Raw genomic sequence first — 16,756 nt, forward strand, 5'->3', positions numbered from 1 at the left:
GGATCGAGCGCATGACCATCCCGACCAAGGAACAGCAAACCGAACTGGAGGCAGCAGCCTTCCGCCGGCTTCTTTCGCATCTCAGCAACCGTGCCGACGTGCAGAACATCGACCTGATGAACCTCGCCGGCTTCTGCCGCAACTGCCTGTCTAATTGGTACCTCGATGCGGCCAAGGAACAGGGCCTCGACCTGACGAAGGACGAGAGCCGCGAGATCGTCTACGGCATGCCCTATGAAGACTGGAAGGCGAAGAACCAGCGCGAGGCGAGCACCGAGCAGCAGCAGGCTTTCGAGAAAAACCGCCCGCAGGAATGATCCCGGATGGAGCATTGGCACTTGACGTCAGCCCAACTTCGCGGCACGTGAACGCCCACGAAATCCATTCCAAACTGCCATTCCCGACATGAAGGAGATTGCCCATGTCTGATGCCGCCCACGGCGTCGCCCGCGACCAGCTCCGCGCTTTCGTCGAGCGTATCGAACGCCTCGAAGAGGAAAAGAAGACGATCGCCGACGACATCAAGGACGTCTATGGCGAAGCCAAGTCCATGGGCTTCGACACGAAGATCCTGAAGAAGGTCATCGCGCTGCGCAAGAAGGACGACCAGGAGCGGATGGAAGAGGACCTGATCCTCGACACCTATCTGCACGCGCTCGGCATGATCGAAAGTCCGCCGGAAGAGGCCTGATCCTCTTCGACAAGCAAACAACAAAAAACCCGCCTCGGCGGGTTTTTTCACGTCTTGAGATCATCTTCGAATGGCTTGTCAGGGCTGGCCGAAGCGGCTCGGATCGACGGTCGTCGCATCCAGGCGGAAGCCGACGGGAACGGTCGTGGTCGGCGCGAGCAGCGAGCGCGATACGACGCGCGGTGCCTTGCCCGGCTTGATCACCGTCTCGAACTTGCCTTGGTTGAGGGCCCACTGCTCGATCATGCCCTTGGTCAGCTTCGTGCCGCCATACATGGCCATATGAGCGCGCTCTGCCTCTTCCTGACCCGGGCGGCGACCCTTGACCGGGAGCGCTGCATCGGCACCGGGCACAGAGGCTTCCGGCGCATCGAACATGTCGCCGAACTGCGGCGTCGGCTCGCCCGCAGGCTTCTGCGGCAGGGAGGCAACTTCGACCGGTCTTTCGGCCGGCGCAGCCGTTACAGCAGCAGGTGCCGCACTTGTAGTGGCTTGCGCAGTCGGTGCTTCGGCCGGAATCGGCGCTGCCATCTCGGGCTGGTTGCTGCTTTCCAGCGCTTCGGCAGCCTCAGGCGAGAGGATTGCCTGTTCGACTTCGTCCACTTCGGATTCGTCTTCTTCCTGAGCCTTGGCAAGAAGCGCCTCGGCAACGGCCGGACGGGCGGTCGGAACCGGCACGGTCATGCCGTTTGCCAGCATCATCGCATCACTGCCCGGATCGATGGACGCCGTCATCACGCCAGGCTCACTGGCCCCCTGCTCCGGACGCGGACCAAGCAGGGTCGGAACCGGGATCTTCATGCTGGCGAGATCTGCGAATTCACTCGACGGCGCTTCGGCCGGCACTGGCACACCATTCGCCACCTGCTGCAACGCATCCTCGGCAGCATTCCGCGGCGGCTGGTAGAGCGCAACGGCAAGGCTTGCATCAGCCGGTCTCAGCGACGGACGGGCCTGTGGCACGGGGGCGGCGTCCACACCTGGCAGGGCATTCGCGACCATCACAGGTTCGGCTGCCGTCACGACCGGCGGAGGCGGCGGTTCAACCGCTTCCGGCTGAGCGGCAAGTGCTGGGCGCTCGGCGGGTGCCGGAATGTCTTCTTCTTCGTCCTCGTCACCACCACCAAACAGCATGGCGAGGAAATTGCGCGGACGGCTCGGGCGCTTGTCGTCGGCCATCATGATCGCGCCACCCGATTCGAGGCGACGCTTGTATTCGGCGAGCGCCTGCTGATAGCCCGGCAGCGGCTTGCCATCGGCGGGAATGTGCACGGTCTTGCCATCGGGGAAGAGGCGCACGAGATCCTGACGGTTCATGCGCGGCCAGGCGCGCACGCCCGCGACGTCCATGTGCACGAAAGGTGAGCCGGAATTGGGATAGTAGCCAACACCGCCGGCCTGCAGCTTAACGCCGAGTTCGCGCAGCGTCTTCAACGGCACGCCGGGGATATAAAAGTCCATCGCGGTGCCGCGCATATGCTGGCTTTCCTTCGCGACACCCTTGGAGCGCGAACGCAGCATAGCATTGGTCTGCGGCGAACGGTAACCGGAGACGGCCTTGATGTAGCCCTTGGCACCAGCGCGACGATAGACTTCCCACACGAGGTCGAAGAGGCGCGGGTCCATCTTCGTCGGCTCGTTGCGGCGCCAGTCACGCAGGATGTAATTGAGTTGTTTCAGACCCTTGGGGTCATAGCGACCATTGCGCTTGAAGGTGATGGAGGCGCGTTCTCCGGTATGAACGAATTCGATGTTCAGCGTCCGTGTCTCAGCCCGCGCCAGGCCGGTCGACCCGAACAGCGTTGCGGCTCCCACCAGCAAGAATGCAAGCACGGAGCACACCAGCCTCGCTGCAATCTTCGCGCATGCGTATGAGGGCTTGCGCCCGTCCTGCCATCGGCGCGCGCTGATGTCTTGCGATGTCTGCAATGCTATCCCCGTCAGAATACGTCCCACGCCAACTCAAGGTGAACGTCAAATGCGGTCACACCATGGCAAATTTGCCACATCCGCACAAGCAGTCCCGTTATGGTGAACGTCTGCCTAACACATGTCAGGCTCTTGGTAGGCGATTAAGCTTACCCCGGGGTTAACATCAGCGATTTGAGACAAATCAAGCGGCATCCTTTTGCGGATCGTCGGGATCGATTCCATAGTCCTTCAGTTTGCGGTAGAGGGTGGAGCGGCCGATGCCGAGTTTGCGGGCAACCTGGCTCATCTGACCCCGATAGAACTTGAGCGCGAAGCGGATCAGTTCCTCTTCGATCTCGGCAAGCTTCCTGACATTCCCGGCCTCATCGGTGCTGACGATGACATTGCCAGTCTGGACATTGCCGAAACCTGTGGACGAGGAAGACGACGGCTGGCTGACGAAGCTCGCCGTGCGCTCGGCAAGTGCCGCCTGCACTTTCGCAAGCGGGCTTGATTCGTCTCTCGCTTCACCCGCCTCGCGATGAGCCGCGCCGGAACGGTGGCCACTGACCTGGGCCGAAATCTGCGGGAAATCGCTTTCGCCGAGGCTCCCCCCTTCGGCCAGAACGACGGCACGGAAAATGGCATTCTCCAGCTGCCGTGTATTGCCGGGCCAGTCAAAGGCGGTCAGGAGCGCAATCGCAGACGCTTCGACCTGCAGACTGCGCGGCAGGCGCTGCTCTAGCGAGAAGCGCTCGACAAAGGCCCGCACCAGATGGGGGATGTCTTCCTTGCGCCGGCGCAGTGCCGGAATGGTGATCGGGAACACATTGAGCCGATAGTAGAGATCCTCGCGGAAGCGGCCGGCCTTGACCTCCTCGATCAAGTCTTTGTTTGTTGCCAGCACGAGACGGACATTGACCTTGGCAGCACGCGGCGGATCGCCGCGAACCAACTCGCCCGATTGCACCACATCGAGGAGCCGCGCCTGAGCGGACGCAGGCAATTCACTGATCTCCTCGATGAAAAGCGTACCGCCCTCGGCTTCGCCGAACTTCCCCGCGGCGTGAACACCTTCGGTATCCGCAAACCGCGCATCCCCGAACAGGACCCCATCAATCTGCGCCGGCGCAAAGGCATGACAATTGAGCGTGACGAAAGCGCGGGATGAGCGATCGCTGGCAGCGTGAATTGCGCGGGCGACGAGTTCCTTGCCGACGCCACCCTCTCCTTCGAGCATCACTGGAATGGTCGACTGCGCTGCACGCCGCCCCAGTTCAACAACGCGGGACATGGAGGCGCTGGCCGCGACGATATCGGTGAAGCTGACGGCACCACTGCGCGCCCGACGCGGCGTGCGCCCCTGCAGGCTGCTGCGATGGATCTTGAGGGCTGCTTCGACGGCACCCGAGAGACGCTCCGGCGCAAAGGGCTTGACCAGAAAATCGAAGGCTCCGGCCCGGACGGCATCGAGCGCCGTCTCCGTCGCCCCTTCGGCCGTGGCAACCAGCACCGGCACCGCCGGGTTGATCTCGGCAAGAACGGCCAGCAGCCCGGACTGCAGCCCCTCTGGAGCGGAGGCGTCGACAATGACGACGCCGATCTGATCGCGCTGACGGCGAAAGGCGTCAATGGCTGCATGGGCGGTTTCCGCCGCATGGACGACATGGCCGTGCGCTTCAATCGCAGCCTTCATGCTGCGACGCTCGGCGGCATCTTCATCGATGAGTAGAATGTGTGAAGTCAACTTGCGCTCCCCGAGGTCAGTGCTGGCGCCTTCGCGCTCCTGGGTTATCGAGCGGGAGCCTGCCAGAAAGGACTGAACATGTTGTTGGGAGAAAGCCTCGGATTTTAACGATTCTTAACCTGTATTGGCACAGCCCACCGAAATTGCACGGCACGCCGCATCTGCACGGAACGCTCCTTCGAAACGCACGGAGCAGCGTCATACGAACGACCCAGACATGGAACCGTCAACGGCCTTGCGCTTGCCGACCGTGACGGGACTGACTACATCTCCCCGACAAGAGACAGGAAAGGACATCACCATGACGATCGACCGAGGCCCCGTTTTTGCGAGCGCTGCCGAAGCCCAGGCGAAGCAAGCAGCCCAGCTCGGCGATCTGCCCGTCTGGACCCTCGACCATCTCTATCCCGGCCAGACTTCACCCGAATTCCTCTCCGCCGTCGACAAGGCGGCCGGCGATGCGCTCACGTTCGAGACGAAGTGGAAGGGCAAGCTGGAAGCAGCCCTGGAAACCGTCGGCAGCGACAGTCTCGCCACGGCACTCACGGAACTCGACGCCCTTGAGGACCTGCTTGGCCGCGTCGCCTCTTATGCCGGCCTCACCTATTATTCCGACATGACCAACCCTGCGAACGGCAAGTTCTTCGGCGACATTCAGGCGAAGCTGACGGATATCTCGTCCCGCCTTCTCTTCTTCCCCCTCGAACTCAACCGGCTGCCCGATGATGCAGTGGACGCAGCGATGGACCGCGACCCGGCGCTCGGCCACTTCCGCCCCTGGATCGTCGACTTGCGCAAGGACAAGCCCTTCCAGCTCGATGACCGCATCGAGCAGCTCTTCCTCGAAAAGTCGCAGACCGGTGCCGCCGCCTTCAACCGCCTCTTCGACGAGACGCTCGCCTCTCTGCGCTTCAAGGTCGGTGAAGACGAGATGCCACTCGAGCCGACGCTAACGCTGCTGCAGGATGCCGACCCGGCAAAGCGCCGCCAAGCGGCCGAAGCCCTGTCGAAGACCTTCAAGGACAATATCCGCATCTTCACTTTGGTGACCAACACGCTCGCCAAGGACAAGGAAATCTCCGATCGCTGGCGCGGCTTCGAGGATATCGCCGATAGCCGCCACCTCGCCAACCGCGTCGAGCGCGAGGTCGTCGATGCGCTGGCAGAAGCCGTGCGCGAAGCCTATCCGCGCCTGTCGCACCGATATTACAAGATGAAGGCGAAGTGGCTCGGAATGGACCAGATGAACTTCTGGGACCGCAACGCCCCACTCGCCGAAACGCCGGACAGACTGATCCCCTGGGATGAAGCCAAGGACATGGTGCTCTCGGCCTATGGCGGCTTTGCCCCTGAAATGGCGGAGATCGCCAATCGCTTCTTCGACGGTGGCTGGATCGACGCCCCCGCCCGCCCCGGCAAGGCCCCGGGCGCCTTTGCCCATCCGACCGTGCCGTCCGCACATCCCTATGTGCTGGTCAACTATCTCGGCAAGCCGCGTGATGTCATGACGCTTGCCCATGAACTCGGCCATGGCGTGCATCAAGTGCTGGCCGGCGGCCAGGGTGCGCTGATGTGCCAGACGCCGCTGACGCTTGCCGAAACCGCCTCCGTTTTTGGCGAGATGCTGACCTTCCGCGCTTTGCTCGACAAGACGACCGACAAACGCGAGCGAAAGGCAATGCTCGCCCAGAAGGTCGAAGACATGATAAATACGGTCGTGCGCCAGATCGCCTTCTACCAGTTCGAGCGCAACATCCACGCGGCGCGCAAGGAAGGTGAATTGACGGCGGAGAAGATCGGCGAACTCTGGCTGTCCGTTCAGGAAGAGAGCCTCGGGCCGGCGATCAAGATCTCGGAGGGCTATGAGACCTGGTGGGCCTATATCCCCCACTTCATTCACTCGCCCTTCTATGTCTACGCCTATGCCTTCGGCGACTGCCTGGTGAACTCGCTCTATGCCGTCTACCAGAACGCAGAAGACGGCTTCCAGCAGAAGTATTTCGAGCTTCTGAAGGCTGGCGGCACGAAGCATCATTCCGAGCTTTTGGCCCCCTTCGGCCTCGATGCCACCGATCCGTCGTTCTGGGCCAAGGGTCTGTCGATGATCGAGGGACTGATCGACGAGCTGGAAGCGCTCGACAAGGCTGCTTGAGAAACGGCTATTGTAGAACCTAGGTGGCGAGCAGAGCCGCCGCCTGGGTTCGGGTTGCGACACCGAGTTTGCGCAAAATCTGCGCCACGTGGTAATCAACGGCGCGCTTGCTGTGACCGAGGATCAGCGAGATATCGGCATTCGACTTGCCCTGCGTGATCCATCGCAGGATCTCGCGTTGCTCGGCCGACAAGAGTTCGAGCCGCGGATCGTCCGTGATACGGGGGGCTGCCTCGGCCGCGAGCAGAAGGGTCCGCTTCAAAAGCACGCTCGCCGAGAGCGCAAAGGCCTGGCTGACAAGATCCGGGGAGATCATGCGCGGCACGCGCGATGCAATAACGATACCCCACCATTCGCTGCCGGACGCATGCAAGGGCATGTTCAAACCGCTTCGAAGCTCCAGATCCTGCAGAAATTCGTGGAACCGGCCGCTCTTCTCTTCGCCGCCAATGCTGCTGCAGTCCCACTGAACGACAGCACCTGTCCTCACCGCACGCTCCATGATCGGGTCGACAGTGACCACTTCGAGACGATAGGCCTCGCGCGTCCGGGCATCGAGTGTCGTCATTCGCTCGCACGGCAGCGGATTTCCGGTGGCAAGGTCGAAACCGCCGACGGTGAACTCGCTAAAGCCCAGGGCGTCGTAACTCCTAAGACAGTTTTCAAACAGGTTCTCGATACTGTCTGCGGAAATGATCGAGCGAACAGCCGAAGTGAGGTCAAATTCAGGAATAGGCGTTCTCCATCTCCGCGAGTCCGGCATGCTGGCGACAAGCCTTAACCGCGCGCGCAAAGACGGATGGGGGAAGCGCGCCTCGGCTGAGACCGTATGACCGAAAATGTGGGGTGGATTGTGCCGTTTCCGAACATCGCTTGTAGTTTTACGGCCCGTTCGGTATGCGCCCAGTAGACCCCTAGCACTCTACGGTTGACAACTGCTTAACCCAGCAGGCGCTTTTGCTGCAATTGCGAGATTTACTAGTCGACAAAGTTAAAGTCGGAAGGGTCCGCAAATGAAGAACATATCAATTGGAGCAAAGTTTACGTTCATCGCCTCGCTGTTTCTAGCGCTCGCCATCGGCATGGCCGACTATGCCGGCAGACGTCTGCACGAGATCTCGACGGCCTACGACGGATTGCTCGGCGAAGAGAACAAGGCTGCCATGCTGCTCACCCGTGCCAACCGCAACCTCAATGAGGCCCGCGCCGCGCTTGGCGATATCGTGATGATGCCGCAGGCTGCAGACATAAAGCAGGCGCAGAAGACGCTTCGGGAGGCGAAGGCAAGCTTCGAGAAAAATATGGAGGCCGCCGCCGTAGCCCTGCCGACCGACAGCCGTTTCACCCAGAGCCATGAAACCCTGAGCCGACTGGAGCAGGACGCACTGACATTGCTGCAGGAAACCTGCGCCCCGGCAATCGCGGCAGGCTCGACGGCCACGACCTCTGACGCGATCCTCAATGCCGTCTATACCTATGCACGCGTGTGCCAGCCTCATTTCGCGCCCGTGACCGCCGCGATCTTTACCCTCGCGACGGACACCAGCAGGGCCGCAGACACCGAAGCGGAAGAGTTGCGAGACTATGCGGATTGGACAGAAAAGAGCACCGTCCTTTCCATGTTCGGGGGCGCGCTCCTGATCTTCGCCCTCGGCTTCGTCATCTTCAAGCGAAGCGTCAGCGCCCCACTGCGTGTGCTGACCAGCCGCATGGCCACCATTGCGGAAGGCGAATTAACCGTTGAAGTGCCGGAAACGAACCGTCGCGACGAGATCGGCAAGATGGCCCAGGCCCTGCAAATCTTTAAAGACAACAGCCTGCATACGCTCGAACTGCAGAGCCAGGCCGAAACCAATCGCAACGCCACCGAAGCCGAGCGTCGGGCGACCATCGAGCGCGACCGCCAGGCGGCTCAAGAGATGACGCAGGCGACGAAGGCCCTGGGAGAAGGCCTGCGGCGCATTGCCGAAGGCGATCTGAGTTCGGGAATCACCGAGGCCTTTGCGCCGGCCTTTGAGGAACTGCGCCAGGACTTCAATCGCACGGTCGAACAATTGCGCGAAACCTTGCACGCCGTTTCTCAGTCGAGCCGCTCCATCGATGCCGGCTCGCGCGAACTGGACCATTCGGCCGACGCGCTGTCCAAGCGCACGGAACAGCAGGCAGCAGCTCTTGAGCAGACGGCGGCGGCGCTTGATGAGATCACCGTCAATGTCGCCAATTCATCCAAGCTTGCACAACAGGCCCGTGCCGCTGCGGCAGAGGCCAACCGTGCGGCGACCGAATCCCGCTTGGTGGTCACCACCGCAGTCGAAGCCATGAACACCATTGAGGCCTCCTCTGGCCAGATCTCCAGCATCATCGGCGTAATCGACGAGATCGCCTTCCAGACCAACCTCCTGGCACTCAATGCTGGCGTTGAGGCGGCCAGAGCGGGCGAAGCCGGCAAGGGTTTTGCCGTCGTCGCACAGGAAGTCCGTGAGCTTGCGCAGCGCTCCGCCCAGGCCGCTCGCGAAATCAAGGAACTGATCCGCAGCTCGACGCAGCAGGTCGGTACCGGCGTGGACCTCGTCGCCCGCACTGGCAAGGCCCTGCAGGTGATCGAGGAATGCGTGGCGGTGGTGAACAACCATATCGACTCGATCGCGCTTTCGGCCCAGGAGCAGTCGACCGGGCTGGTGCAGGTGAATACGGCGGTGAACCAGATCGACCAGCAGACCCAGCAGAATGCTGCCATGGCCGAAGAGGCCACCGCCGCCTCGAACACGCTGGCATCCGAGGCCGTCCTGCTCCACGATCTGATTTCCCGCTTCACGCTCAGTGCCGGTGTGGACAGCCCAAACACGTCGACCTACAGCGAACGTGGCAGCAGCCTGCGCGCTGCCTGAGCATTCTCCACAAGACTGCGGCCGGGGCTTTTGGTTCCGGCCGCTTGTTCGCGACCTCGCATGCCGCGCCCCTGGTTGTGAAGCTTCGCGTGATATGCGAAGACACCGCGATGCACGACAGCCCGCTTTCCCCGATCGACGCGCCGTCGGCGCCCCATGCCCTGTTCCGTGACGACAAGACCGGCCGCAGCCTGCTCTTCGCAGACCCCGAAGAACTGGTGGTCGCGCGCACCGTGGATGAGATCAAACCCGCTCTCATTCGCCTAGAAGAGGCGCGGCGCAGCGGTAAATGGCTGGCCGGCTATCTCTCTTATGAAGCGGGCTTTGCTTTCGAGGAGAAGCTCACTCCGCTGATCGAGAACGGGCGCGAAACTCCGCTGATTGCGATGGGCGTGTTCAAAAAGCCCGCGCCTGACGACCATCCGCTGGCCCAGCCACCCTCCAACATCCCCAATGCCCCCTTCCTGACCAATCCCAGGGCCGGATGGGATTTCGACAGCTACCGCGAGCGCTTCGAGCGCCTGCATCATCACCTGCGCAAGGGTGACTGTTACCAGGCCAACCTGACCATGCCGATCGAGGCTCGCTGGTCCGGTGATCCCCGCGCCGCCTTTTGGTCGCTGGTCGGGCGCCAGCCGGTCCATTACGGCGCACTGATCGATTTCGGCGATCCGATCATCCTGTCACGCTCGCCGGAGCTCTTCTTTTCCGTCGACGAAAAGGGCTGGATCGAGACGCGCCCCATGAAGGGCACGGCCGCGCGCGGCGCAACGCCTGAGGAAGACGAGACGATCATCGCGGCCATGCTGGCCGACGAAAAGACCCAGGCCGAAAACCGCATGATCGTCGATCTCCTGCGCAACGACGTCTCCGTCATCACCGACGTCGGCACGCTGTCGGTACCCAAACTCTTTTCGATCGAGACCTATCCAACTGTCCATCAGATGGTGAGTTATGTCAGGGCAAAACTGTCGCCCGGAATTGGCTTGCCGGAGATCATGGCCGCCCTTTTTCCCTGCGGCTCCGTCACCGGCGCGCCCAAGATGTGGGCCATGCGCATCCTGCACGAACTCGAGGCAGGCCCTCGCGACATCTATTGTGGCGCGATCGGCTGGTGCGACCCCACCGGCCCCATGCGTTTTTCCGTGGCCATCCGCACGCTGTCCCTTTTCAAGACCGGGCGAGCCGTTTTCAATGTCGGCGGCGGCATCGTTTTTGATTCGAAGGCAGAGGCCGAATACGAGGAATGCCTGTTGAAGGCGCGCTTTGCCCTGGGTGATCAATGGATTTCTCGCTGATCGAGACGCTACGCTGGCAACCGGACGCAGGCTTCCTGCGGCTCGACCAGCACATGCGCCGGCTGGCTCGCTCCGCAGACGCGCTCGGATTTCGTCAGCCGCAGGATCCGAAGGGAAAGCTTGAGAAAGAGGTGTCGGGCGACAAGGCCCTTCGCGTGCGCCTTGTGATGAGCTTTCGCGGCAAGATGGAAATCACCGTGACGCCGTTTGAGGCAGAACCCGAGGAGAAGGTCTGGCGCCTGAAGATTGCGAAAACCCGGCTGCAGTCGGAAGACAGTCTCTTCCGCCACAAGACCTCCCGCCGCGAACCCTATGAGGCCGCCCGCGCCGAGTATGCAAAGGAGGAGGCGGACGAGGTTCTTCTGCTCAACGAGCGTGACGAGGTCTGCGAGGGCACGATCACCAACCTCTTTGCCGAGGCGGCCGACGGCACACTGCTCACCCCGCCGCTCACCAGCGGGCTTCTGCCGGGCGTGCTGCGCGCCGAACTGATCCGCGAACGAAAGGCCAGAGGCGAAGTGCTCAAACTCAACGACCTGCGCCACCGCAGGCTTTTCGTCGGCAACTCCCTACGCGGGCTGATCCGCGCTGAACTGGTGGAGTGAAACATGGCGTTCACGATGGCAACAGCGCCAGGTGCTAAAAGATCCCCTGGAACGTATGGTTGGCAGCTCGCCCTCCTCGGAATTGCGCTGACCCTGGCGTTTCTAATGCCGGCGCTGATCAATCGCTTCCCACTCGTGATGGAAGACTCGATAGGATATTCAGGTCAGGGGGTGGGCTGGATCAGATCAAAGGTGCCACCGATCCTGATTTTTCCACTATACCGGGTGATGGGGTACTGGGCGCTGCCTCTGTTCAATGCGGTCGTCAATGCAGCGGCCTGGCTTGTCTTGATCTACGGCTTCCACATGCGCAAGCCATGGCTGATATTGCCATTTGCCGCAGCCGCATTGCAGCCGATTTACACCAGCGCAGTCCTGGTGGACGCATGGTTCTTTCCGGCGGTCGTGTTTCTCGTCTTCTCCGTCAAATGGTCCAGTCCGTTCCTCGGCTTGGCCGCCGGATTGCTCCTCGCGGGGCATGGCAGCGGCCTGCCATTGGCCATCACGTTCATCCTGATTGCAGCCTTCCTGTTTGGTCTGAAAGCCATCCGTCTGACCTTATTGGCCATAATCATGATGGTCAGTGCCAATGCGTTCGTGAACAGCAAGTATTTTCCCGACTCGCCTCCTATGAGTAAAACATTTCTGGCAGCACGATTGTTTTCGGTGCATCCGGAGCTGCTGCGGCATGAATGTGATCGCTCCGGCAAGCAAGTCCTCTGCGAAGCGGCGGTCTTGGTAGAGGATTTGAAACAGAACCCGGAGACGGCCGGCAGGCGTGACTATTTCTGGGATTTGGCCCGAATCCTCAAAGAGCGTTTTGACCTCATGGACTTCGAGCGCAATCATGCAAAGGCCATCATTCTCGAAGGTATGACGTATCGGCCATTCGTGACTGCTCTTGTCGTAGCGCAAGATTTTTTCAGTTTTTTCGGGCCGGGTACGAAGCTGGACTTTAACGCTGTTCTGAGCGAGCCCATGCCGCCAGCCTATGACAGCTCACTACAGGCACAGGGTCTCTGGCAAGACAACAAGACGCGCACTCTGCTGACAGTATTGAGGTTCGTCTTCTATGCGGCATGTATCGCAGCCATCGCCTTGGGGTGGCGCAATTCAACCGAAGACATGCGCAAATGGTTCTTCGTCATCGTCCTGATGTGTCTCGCCAACGACGCGCTCTTCGCCTTGCTGTCAGGTCCGCCGGACCGTTACCATCACCGGATACTACCCTTGTATGCCGCCGCATCTTGCGTTCTTTGGCTGTCAGCAAGAAATAACAGCCCGCTCGCCGAGCAGAAGAGCTAGCCACATGTTCATCCTCTCCCTCACCTATGTGAAGCCCACCGAAGAAGCTGACCGTTTCATGGCGCCCCACATGGACTGGGTGAATGCCGGCTACGAGAGTGGTATGTTCCTCGCCTCCGGGCGCAAGAACCCGCGCACGGGAGGTGTGATCCTGGCAAAAGGCGAGCGCGCCGAGGTGGAAGCTTATGTCGCGGCGGACCCGTTCACGGTCGAGGGGGTGGCGACGTATGAGGTGACGGACGTGGCGGTGACCCGGACGGCGACCGGGCTGGGGGCGTTGAAGGGCTGAGCTTGTCCCGCTCATTCGTCCGCAGCCATAGTCCGCGGAACGGCACGCCTCCCGTCGAAAACCTCCAGGATCTCGATCCGCTCGGCGGACAATTTATAGTAGATTACATATGGCGCGCCTGAAACCACGAGTCGTCGGACGGCTACGAGACTTGTTCCGGTGCCAAGATACGGATGCCTTGATATTTCCTCAACGGCCGCGAGGATCCTATTGGCAACACCACGCGCGGCCGATGGGTGGAACCGGTTGATATAGGGTCTGATATGGACGAGGTCTTGCCGTGCTGTGGTAGACCAGACGACCTTCATCTGAGCTACCGGCTGAGATCAACAACGGGGGCTTGTAACTCTTCGTCCGTGCCCCAGGTTTGCAGCCATGCCTTCATTGCGTCATGGGATATGAGGCCTTCATGAGTGGCCATAGCCAGCCCCTCCTCAACGGCAGAGAGCTCCATGTCTCGCCGATCGAGATATTCTACAACAGCCTCTTCTAGTAACTCACCTTCATCTCGGTGACTTTGTGCTGCCGTCGATTTCAGACGAAATCGGGTCTCTTGCGAAAGGGCCATCCGCTCAACATGGTTTGACATCTATGGGACTCCCACATTTGGACGCAGAAGAATGAACTCAAAACGCCTTGCCATCATGATAGCAAACCGGCAGGTTGACGGCAAATCGAGCCATCGCCCATGTCGACCCACCTCACCCACACCCCCTATGCCGGTCCATCGCGCCCCTTCACCATCGGCCTGTCCGCCCTCGATCCCGCCCGCTGGATCGAACCGGATGAGGACCTGCCCCGCTATCTCGGCGAAAAACGAGACCTGATTACAACCCTCCGCGATGCGGTTTTTCGCGCAACGGACGACAGCCTGCCCGCCCAGCGGGAATGTCTCTCGGCCCTTCTCACCCATCTCGGAACATGCCACCCGCAAACGCACCGCCGCGACGGAAATCGTATGCAGGTCGCCGGCCATATCATCGATCTCGCTGACGAAACCCTGCTCCCGCTCCTGCGCGCCGGCCTCTTGATCCAGGATGACCTCGTCATCATGATGAAGCGTGACGCCGGATGGTCCATCGCGGCCGCCCACCTCTCCTTCCCTTCGTCATGGTCCCTTGCGGAGAAGTTCGACCGACCGATGGAGGCGGTGCATGAACATGTGCCGGGCTTCGAGGATGGGACGCGCAATGCCGCGATGATCAACCGCATCTTTGACAACTTGCTGCCGGACCAGCCGGCGGAGCGCTTCAATTGGTCGATCAATTGGAAGGAAAAGCTTTTCCACCCGGAAACGGGGCGCAATGACGCCGCCGAACCGGATGAGGCGGTGGTCCGCGTCGAGCGCCAGACCCTAACGAAACTGCCGGAGACCGGCGCCATCGTCTTCACGATCCGGATCTATCTCGACCCCGTCACCGTGTTCGGCAAGCACCCGGACGGTAGGCGTCTGGCGACCTCACTGGCCGACCAGCTCGAAGGCCTGACCGAGCCCCAGCTGCGCTATAAGGGGCTGGAGCGGCAGCGAAGTCGGCTCGTCGCGCGGCTGCGGCAAGATGCGGCGGCGGAAAATCGCATCTGAGTGACCCCGGCGCCCTCAGCGCACTCTTTATTGTGTCAGATTTTTGTGATCTAGAACCGCCAGTATCGCTCCGGCCGCACGTGACAGGCCGGAAACATGGCCCGAACAACAGAAGCGGGCCTCCAAGGAGACATAAATGAGCGAAAAGACCTTCCCGGTTTATGGCGAGATCACCGGCCCGATCGTGATGATTGGCTTCGGCTCGATCGGCCGCGGCACCCTGCCGTTGATCGAACGCCACTTCAAGTTCGACAAGAGCCGGATGGTCGTCATCGATCCCCGCAACGACGAGGCCGAACTGCTGGCCAAGCACGGGATCAAGCACATCCAGGCCCACGTCACCAAGGACAACTACAAGAAGCTGTTGAAGCCACTTCTGACCGAAGGCGAAGGCCAGGGCTTCTGCGTCAATCTCTCGGTCGACACCGGCTCGCTCGACCTGATGAAGTTCTGCCGCAAGCTCGACGTGCTCTACATCGACACCGTCGTCGAACCCTGGCTCGGCTTCTACTTCGACAAGAACATGAAAAATTCCGAGCGCACCAACTATGCGCTGCGCGAAACCGTGCGCCAGGAAAAGGCGAAGAACCCGGGTGGAACGACGGCTGTTTCCACCTGCGGCGCAAACCCGGGCATGGTCTCCTGGTTCGTCAAGCAGGGTCTGGTCAACCTTGCCAACGAGATCGGCATCAAGTTCGACGAGCCGGACCAGAACGATAGCGAAGGCTGGGCCAAGCTGATGAAGAAGGTCGGCGTCAAGGGCGTTCACATCGCCGAGCGCGACACCCAGCGGACCAAGAACCCGAAGCCGCTCAACGTCTTCTGGAACACCTGGTCGGTCGAGGGCTTCATCTCGGAAGGTCTGCAGCCGGCCGAACTCGGCTGGGGCACCCATGAGAACTGGATGCCGAAGAACGCCAAGAAGCACAAGAAGGGCTGCAAGGCTGCGATCTATCTGGAGCAGCCCGGCGCCAACACCCGCGTCCGCACCTGGTGCCCGACCCCGGGTCCGCAATACGGCTTCCTCGTCACCCACAACGAGTCGATCTCGATCGCCGACTACTTCACCGTCGAGAAGGATGGCGAAGTCACCTACCGTCCGACCTGCCACTATGCCTACCACCCGGCCAACGATGCGGTTCTGTCGCTCCACGAGATGTTCGGCAATGGCGGCAATCAGCAGCCGGTCCTGCACGTTCTCGATGAAGACGAACTGGTCGATGGCGTCGACGAACTCGGCGTGCTGCTCTACGGCCACGAGAAGAACGCCTACTGGTACGGTTCGCGCCTCTCGCTGGAAGAAACCCGCGAAATCGCACCCTACCAGAACGCAACCGGCCTGCAGGTGACGTCTGCCGTGCTCGCCGGCATGGTCTGGGCGCTGGAAAACCCGAAGGCCGGCATCGTTGAAGCCGACGAGATGGACTACAAGCGCTGCCTGGAAGTGCAGTCGCCCTATCTCGGCCCGGTCGAGGGCCATTACACCGACTGGACCCCGCTCGATGGTCGCCCGGGCCTCTTCCCGGAAGACCTCGACGAAAAGGATCCGTGGCAGTTCCGGAACATTCTGGTTCGCTGAACCATTCAGGACCGAAACAAGGTCCGTCGCTTGCGGCGGGCCTTTTCCGCACCTTGGCTCGGACCGGGATAACTGCCGGAACGTAAGCACGGTGCCTTGCTTTGCCCGAGGCTTCGCGGCATGGTTTGCAACAACGCAGAAAGGCGGACGGCATGGCCGAACCGCCGAGATCGTGGGAGATTGAGATGAAGACCAAAACCGTGGTGACGCTGGCAGCTGCAGGCCTCGCCCTCACGTCCTGCTACTCGTCCGGTCCTCCGCGCCAGCTCCCGACCGTTCAGCAAGCCCCAACAGTTGAAGGATCGTGGACTGATCCTAATGGTTTCGTTTCAACATTCGCTGCGGGACGAGTGCAAACCGTAACGACTGACGGTTCGAATAAAGTGATGGCGACGGGCACTTACACGATGATGCCCAACAACGTTGTCCAAATTAGCCTGTTCTCTAACGTAAAGCAGACGACTACCAGAGCTGACTGCGCACTGGTCACTGCTATGCAACTTAACTGCACCTCCGACAGCGGCGCCCAGTTCTCCCTCGCCCGCCGCGCCTAAGCTCCGCTGAAACCTCTGCAGATCGAAGCGGCCTCACGGCCGCTTCTTCGTTTTTGATGCTCTCTAACATGAGCCGCTGCCTCCTTTTTTCCTTGCTCTGCCTTTGGCTTAATGAAAACATTCGCCATCCCGGCCGGCATGCATCTGTCACAGTC

The 16,756-nt window shown here is 61.0% G+C and carries 16 protein-coding genes; 11 read left to right on the plus strand and 5 right to left on the minus strand.

From position 1 onward, the window contains the following. Positions 1-11 precede the first annotated feature (11 nt). Both ASE36_RS13055 and ASE36_RS13060 read left to right on the plus strand, forming a co-directional pair. The gene (locus ASE36_RS13055; RefSeq protein WP_062280005.1) at positions 12-317 is read left to right on the plus strand and encodes a DUF1244 domain-containing protein; all 306 of its coding nucleotides are present in this window, start codon (positions 12-14) and stop codon (positions 315-317) included. Positions 318-421: 104 nt separating this feature from the next. Beyond that, on the plus strand, positions 422-691 hold the full coding sequence (locus tag ASE36_RS13060) for a DUF2312 domain-containing protein (protein WP_062280008.1): 270 nt from the start codon (positions 422-424) through the stop codon (positions 689-691). A gap of 78 nt (positions 692-769) precedes the next feature. Here ASE36_RS13060 and ASE36_RS13065 read toward each other — a convergent pair whose 3' ends face one another. Both ASE36_RS13065 and ASE36_RS13070 read right to left on the minus strand, forming a co-directional pair. Continuing rightward, positions 770-2,524, minus strand: coding sequence for a DUF882 domain-containing protein (locus ASE36_RS13065; protein WP_244474738.1), 1,755 nt, complete (start codon positions 2,522-2,524; stop codon positions 770-772). Between the two features lie 280 nt (positions 2,525-2,804). Next, positions 2,805-4,349 (minus strand): sigma-54-dependent transcriptional regulator, encoded by a 1,545-nt coding sequence (locus ASE36_RS13070; protein WP_062280014.1) that lies wholly within the window; start codon positions 4,347-4,349, stop codon positions 2,805-2,807. A gap of 301 nt (positions 4,350-4,650) precedes the next feature. Here ASE36_RS13070 and ASE36_RS13075 point away from each other — a divergent pair, with 301 nt between their 5' ends. After that, positions 4,651-6,501: a M3 family oligoendopeptidase gene (locus ASE36_RS13075; protein WP_062280016.1), complete on the plus strand. Its 1,851-nt coding sequence runs from the start codon at positions 4,651-4,653 to the stop codon at positions 6,499-6,501. Positions 6,502-6,520: 19 nt separating this feature from the next. Here ASE36_RS13075 and ASE36_RS13080 read toward each other — a convergent pair whose 3' ends face one another. Further along, positions 6,521-7,264: a helix-turn-helix transcriptional regulator gene (locus tag ASE36_RS13080; RefSeq protein WP_082511056.1), complete on the minus strand. Its 744-nt coding sequence runs from the start codon at positions 7,262-7,264 to the stop codon at positions 6,521-6,523. Positions 7,265-7,514: 250 nt separating this feature from the next. Between ASE36_RS13080 and ASE36_RS13085 the strand changes: the two genes are divergently transcribed. The 5 genes from ASE36_RS13085 (at position 7,515) to ASE36_RS13105 (ending at position 12,886) form a co-directional block, all read left to right on the plus strand. Further along, positions 7,515-9,389, plus strand: coding sequence for a methyl-accepting chemotaxis protein (locus ASE36_RS13085; RefSeq protein WP_062280021.1), 1,875 nt, complete (start codon positions 7,515-7,517; stop codon positions 9,387-9,389). Positions 9,390-9,499: 110 nt separating this feature from the next. After that, positions 9,500-10,687, plus strand: a complete 1,188-nt coding sequence (locus ASE36_RS13090; RefSeq protein ID WP_062281357.1) for an aminodeoxychorismate synthase component I — start codon at positions 9,500-9,502, stop codon at positions 10,685-10,687. Then, on the plus strand, positions 10,672-11,292 hold the full coding sequence (locus tag ASE36_RS13095) for an aminotransferase class IV family protein (protein ID WP_062280024.1): 621 nt from the start codon (positions 10,672-10,674) through the stop codon (positions 11,290-11,292). Before ASE36_RS13090 ends, ASE36_RS13095 begins: the two co-directional genes overlap by 16 nt. A 3-nt stretch (positions 11,293-11,295) precedes the next feature. Continuing rightward, positions 11,296-12,597 (plus strand): hypothetical protein, encoded by a 1,302-nt coding sequence (locus ASE36_RS13100; protein WP_062280027.1) that lies wholly within the window; start codon positions 11,296-11,298, stop codon positions 12,595-12,597. Between the two features lie 4 nt (positions 12,598-12,601). Next, a complete protein-coding gene (locus tag ASE36_RS13105; RefSeq protein WP_062280030.1) occupies positions 12,602-12,886 on the plus strand; it encodes a YciI family protein in 285 nt (94 codons plus the stop codon). 11 nt (positions 12,887-12,897) lie between these two features. Here ASE36_RS13105 and ASE36_RS23295 read toward each other — a convergent pair whose 3' ends face one another. Beyond that, on the minus strand, positions 12,898-13,194 hold the full coding sequence (locus ASE36_RS23295; RefSeq protein ID WP_082511058.1) for a type II toxin-antitoxin system RelE/ParE family toxin: 297 nt from the start codon (positions 13,192-13,194) through the stop codon (positions 12,898-12,900). A gap of 5 nt (positions 13,195-13,199) precedes the next feature. After that, the gene (locus tag ASE36_RS13110) at positions 13,200-13,475 is read right to left on the minus strand and encodes a CopG family ribbon-helix-helix protein (protein WP_062280033.1); all 276 of its coding nucleotides are present in this window, start codon (positions 13,473-13,475) and stop codon (positions 13,200-13,202) included. Positions 13,476-13,574: 99 nt separating this feature from the next. Here ASE36_RS13110 and ASE36_RS13115 point away from each other — a divergent pair, with 99 nt between their 5' ends. From ASE36_RS13115 to ASE36_RS13125, 3 genes are all read left to right on the plus strand, one after another. Continuing rightward, entirely contained in the window at positions 13,575-14,468 is an 894-nt protein-coding gene (locus ASE36_RS13115) for a heme-dependent oxidative N-demethylase family protein (RefSeq protein WP_062280036.1), read from the plus strand. 136 nt (positions 14,469-14,604) lie between these two features. Then, positions 14,605-16,047 (plus strand): homospermidine synthase, encoded by a 1,443-nt coding sequence (locus ASE36_RS13120; protein WP_062280039.1) that lies wholly within the window; start codon positions 14,605-14,607, stop codon positions 16,045-16,047. A 185-nt stretch (positions 16,048-16,232) separates the two neighbouring features. Then, a complete protein-coding gene (locus tag ASE36_RS13125) occupies positions 16,233-16,601 on the plus strand; it encodes a hypothetical protein (RefSeq protein WP_062280042.1) in 369 nt (122 codons plus the stop codon). Positions 16,602-16,756 lie beyond the last annotated feature (155 nt).

The organism is Rhizobium sp. Root274 (genome assembly GCF_001429245.1).
In the GTDB taxonomy this organism is placed as follows: Bacteria; Pseudomonadota; Alphaproteobacteria; order Rhizobiales; family Rhizobiaceae; genus Allorhizobium.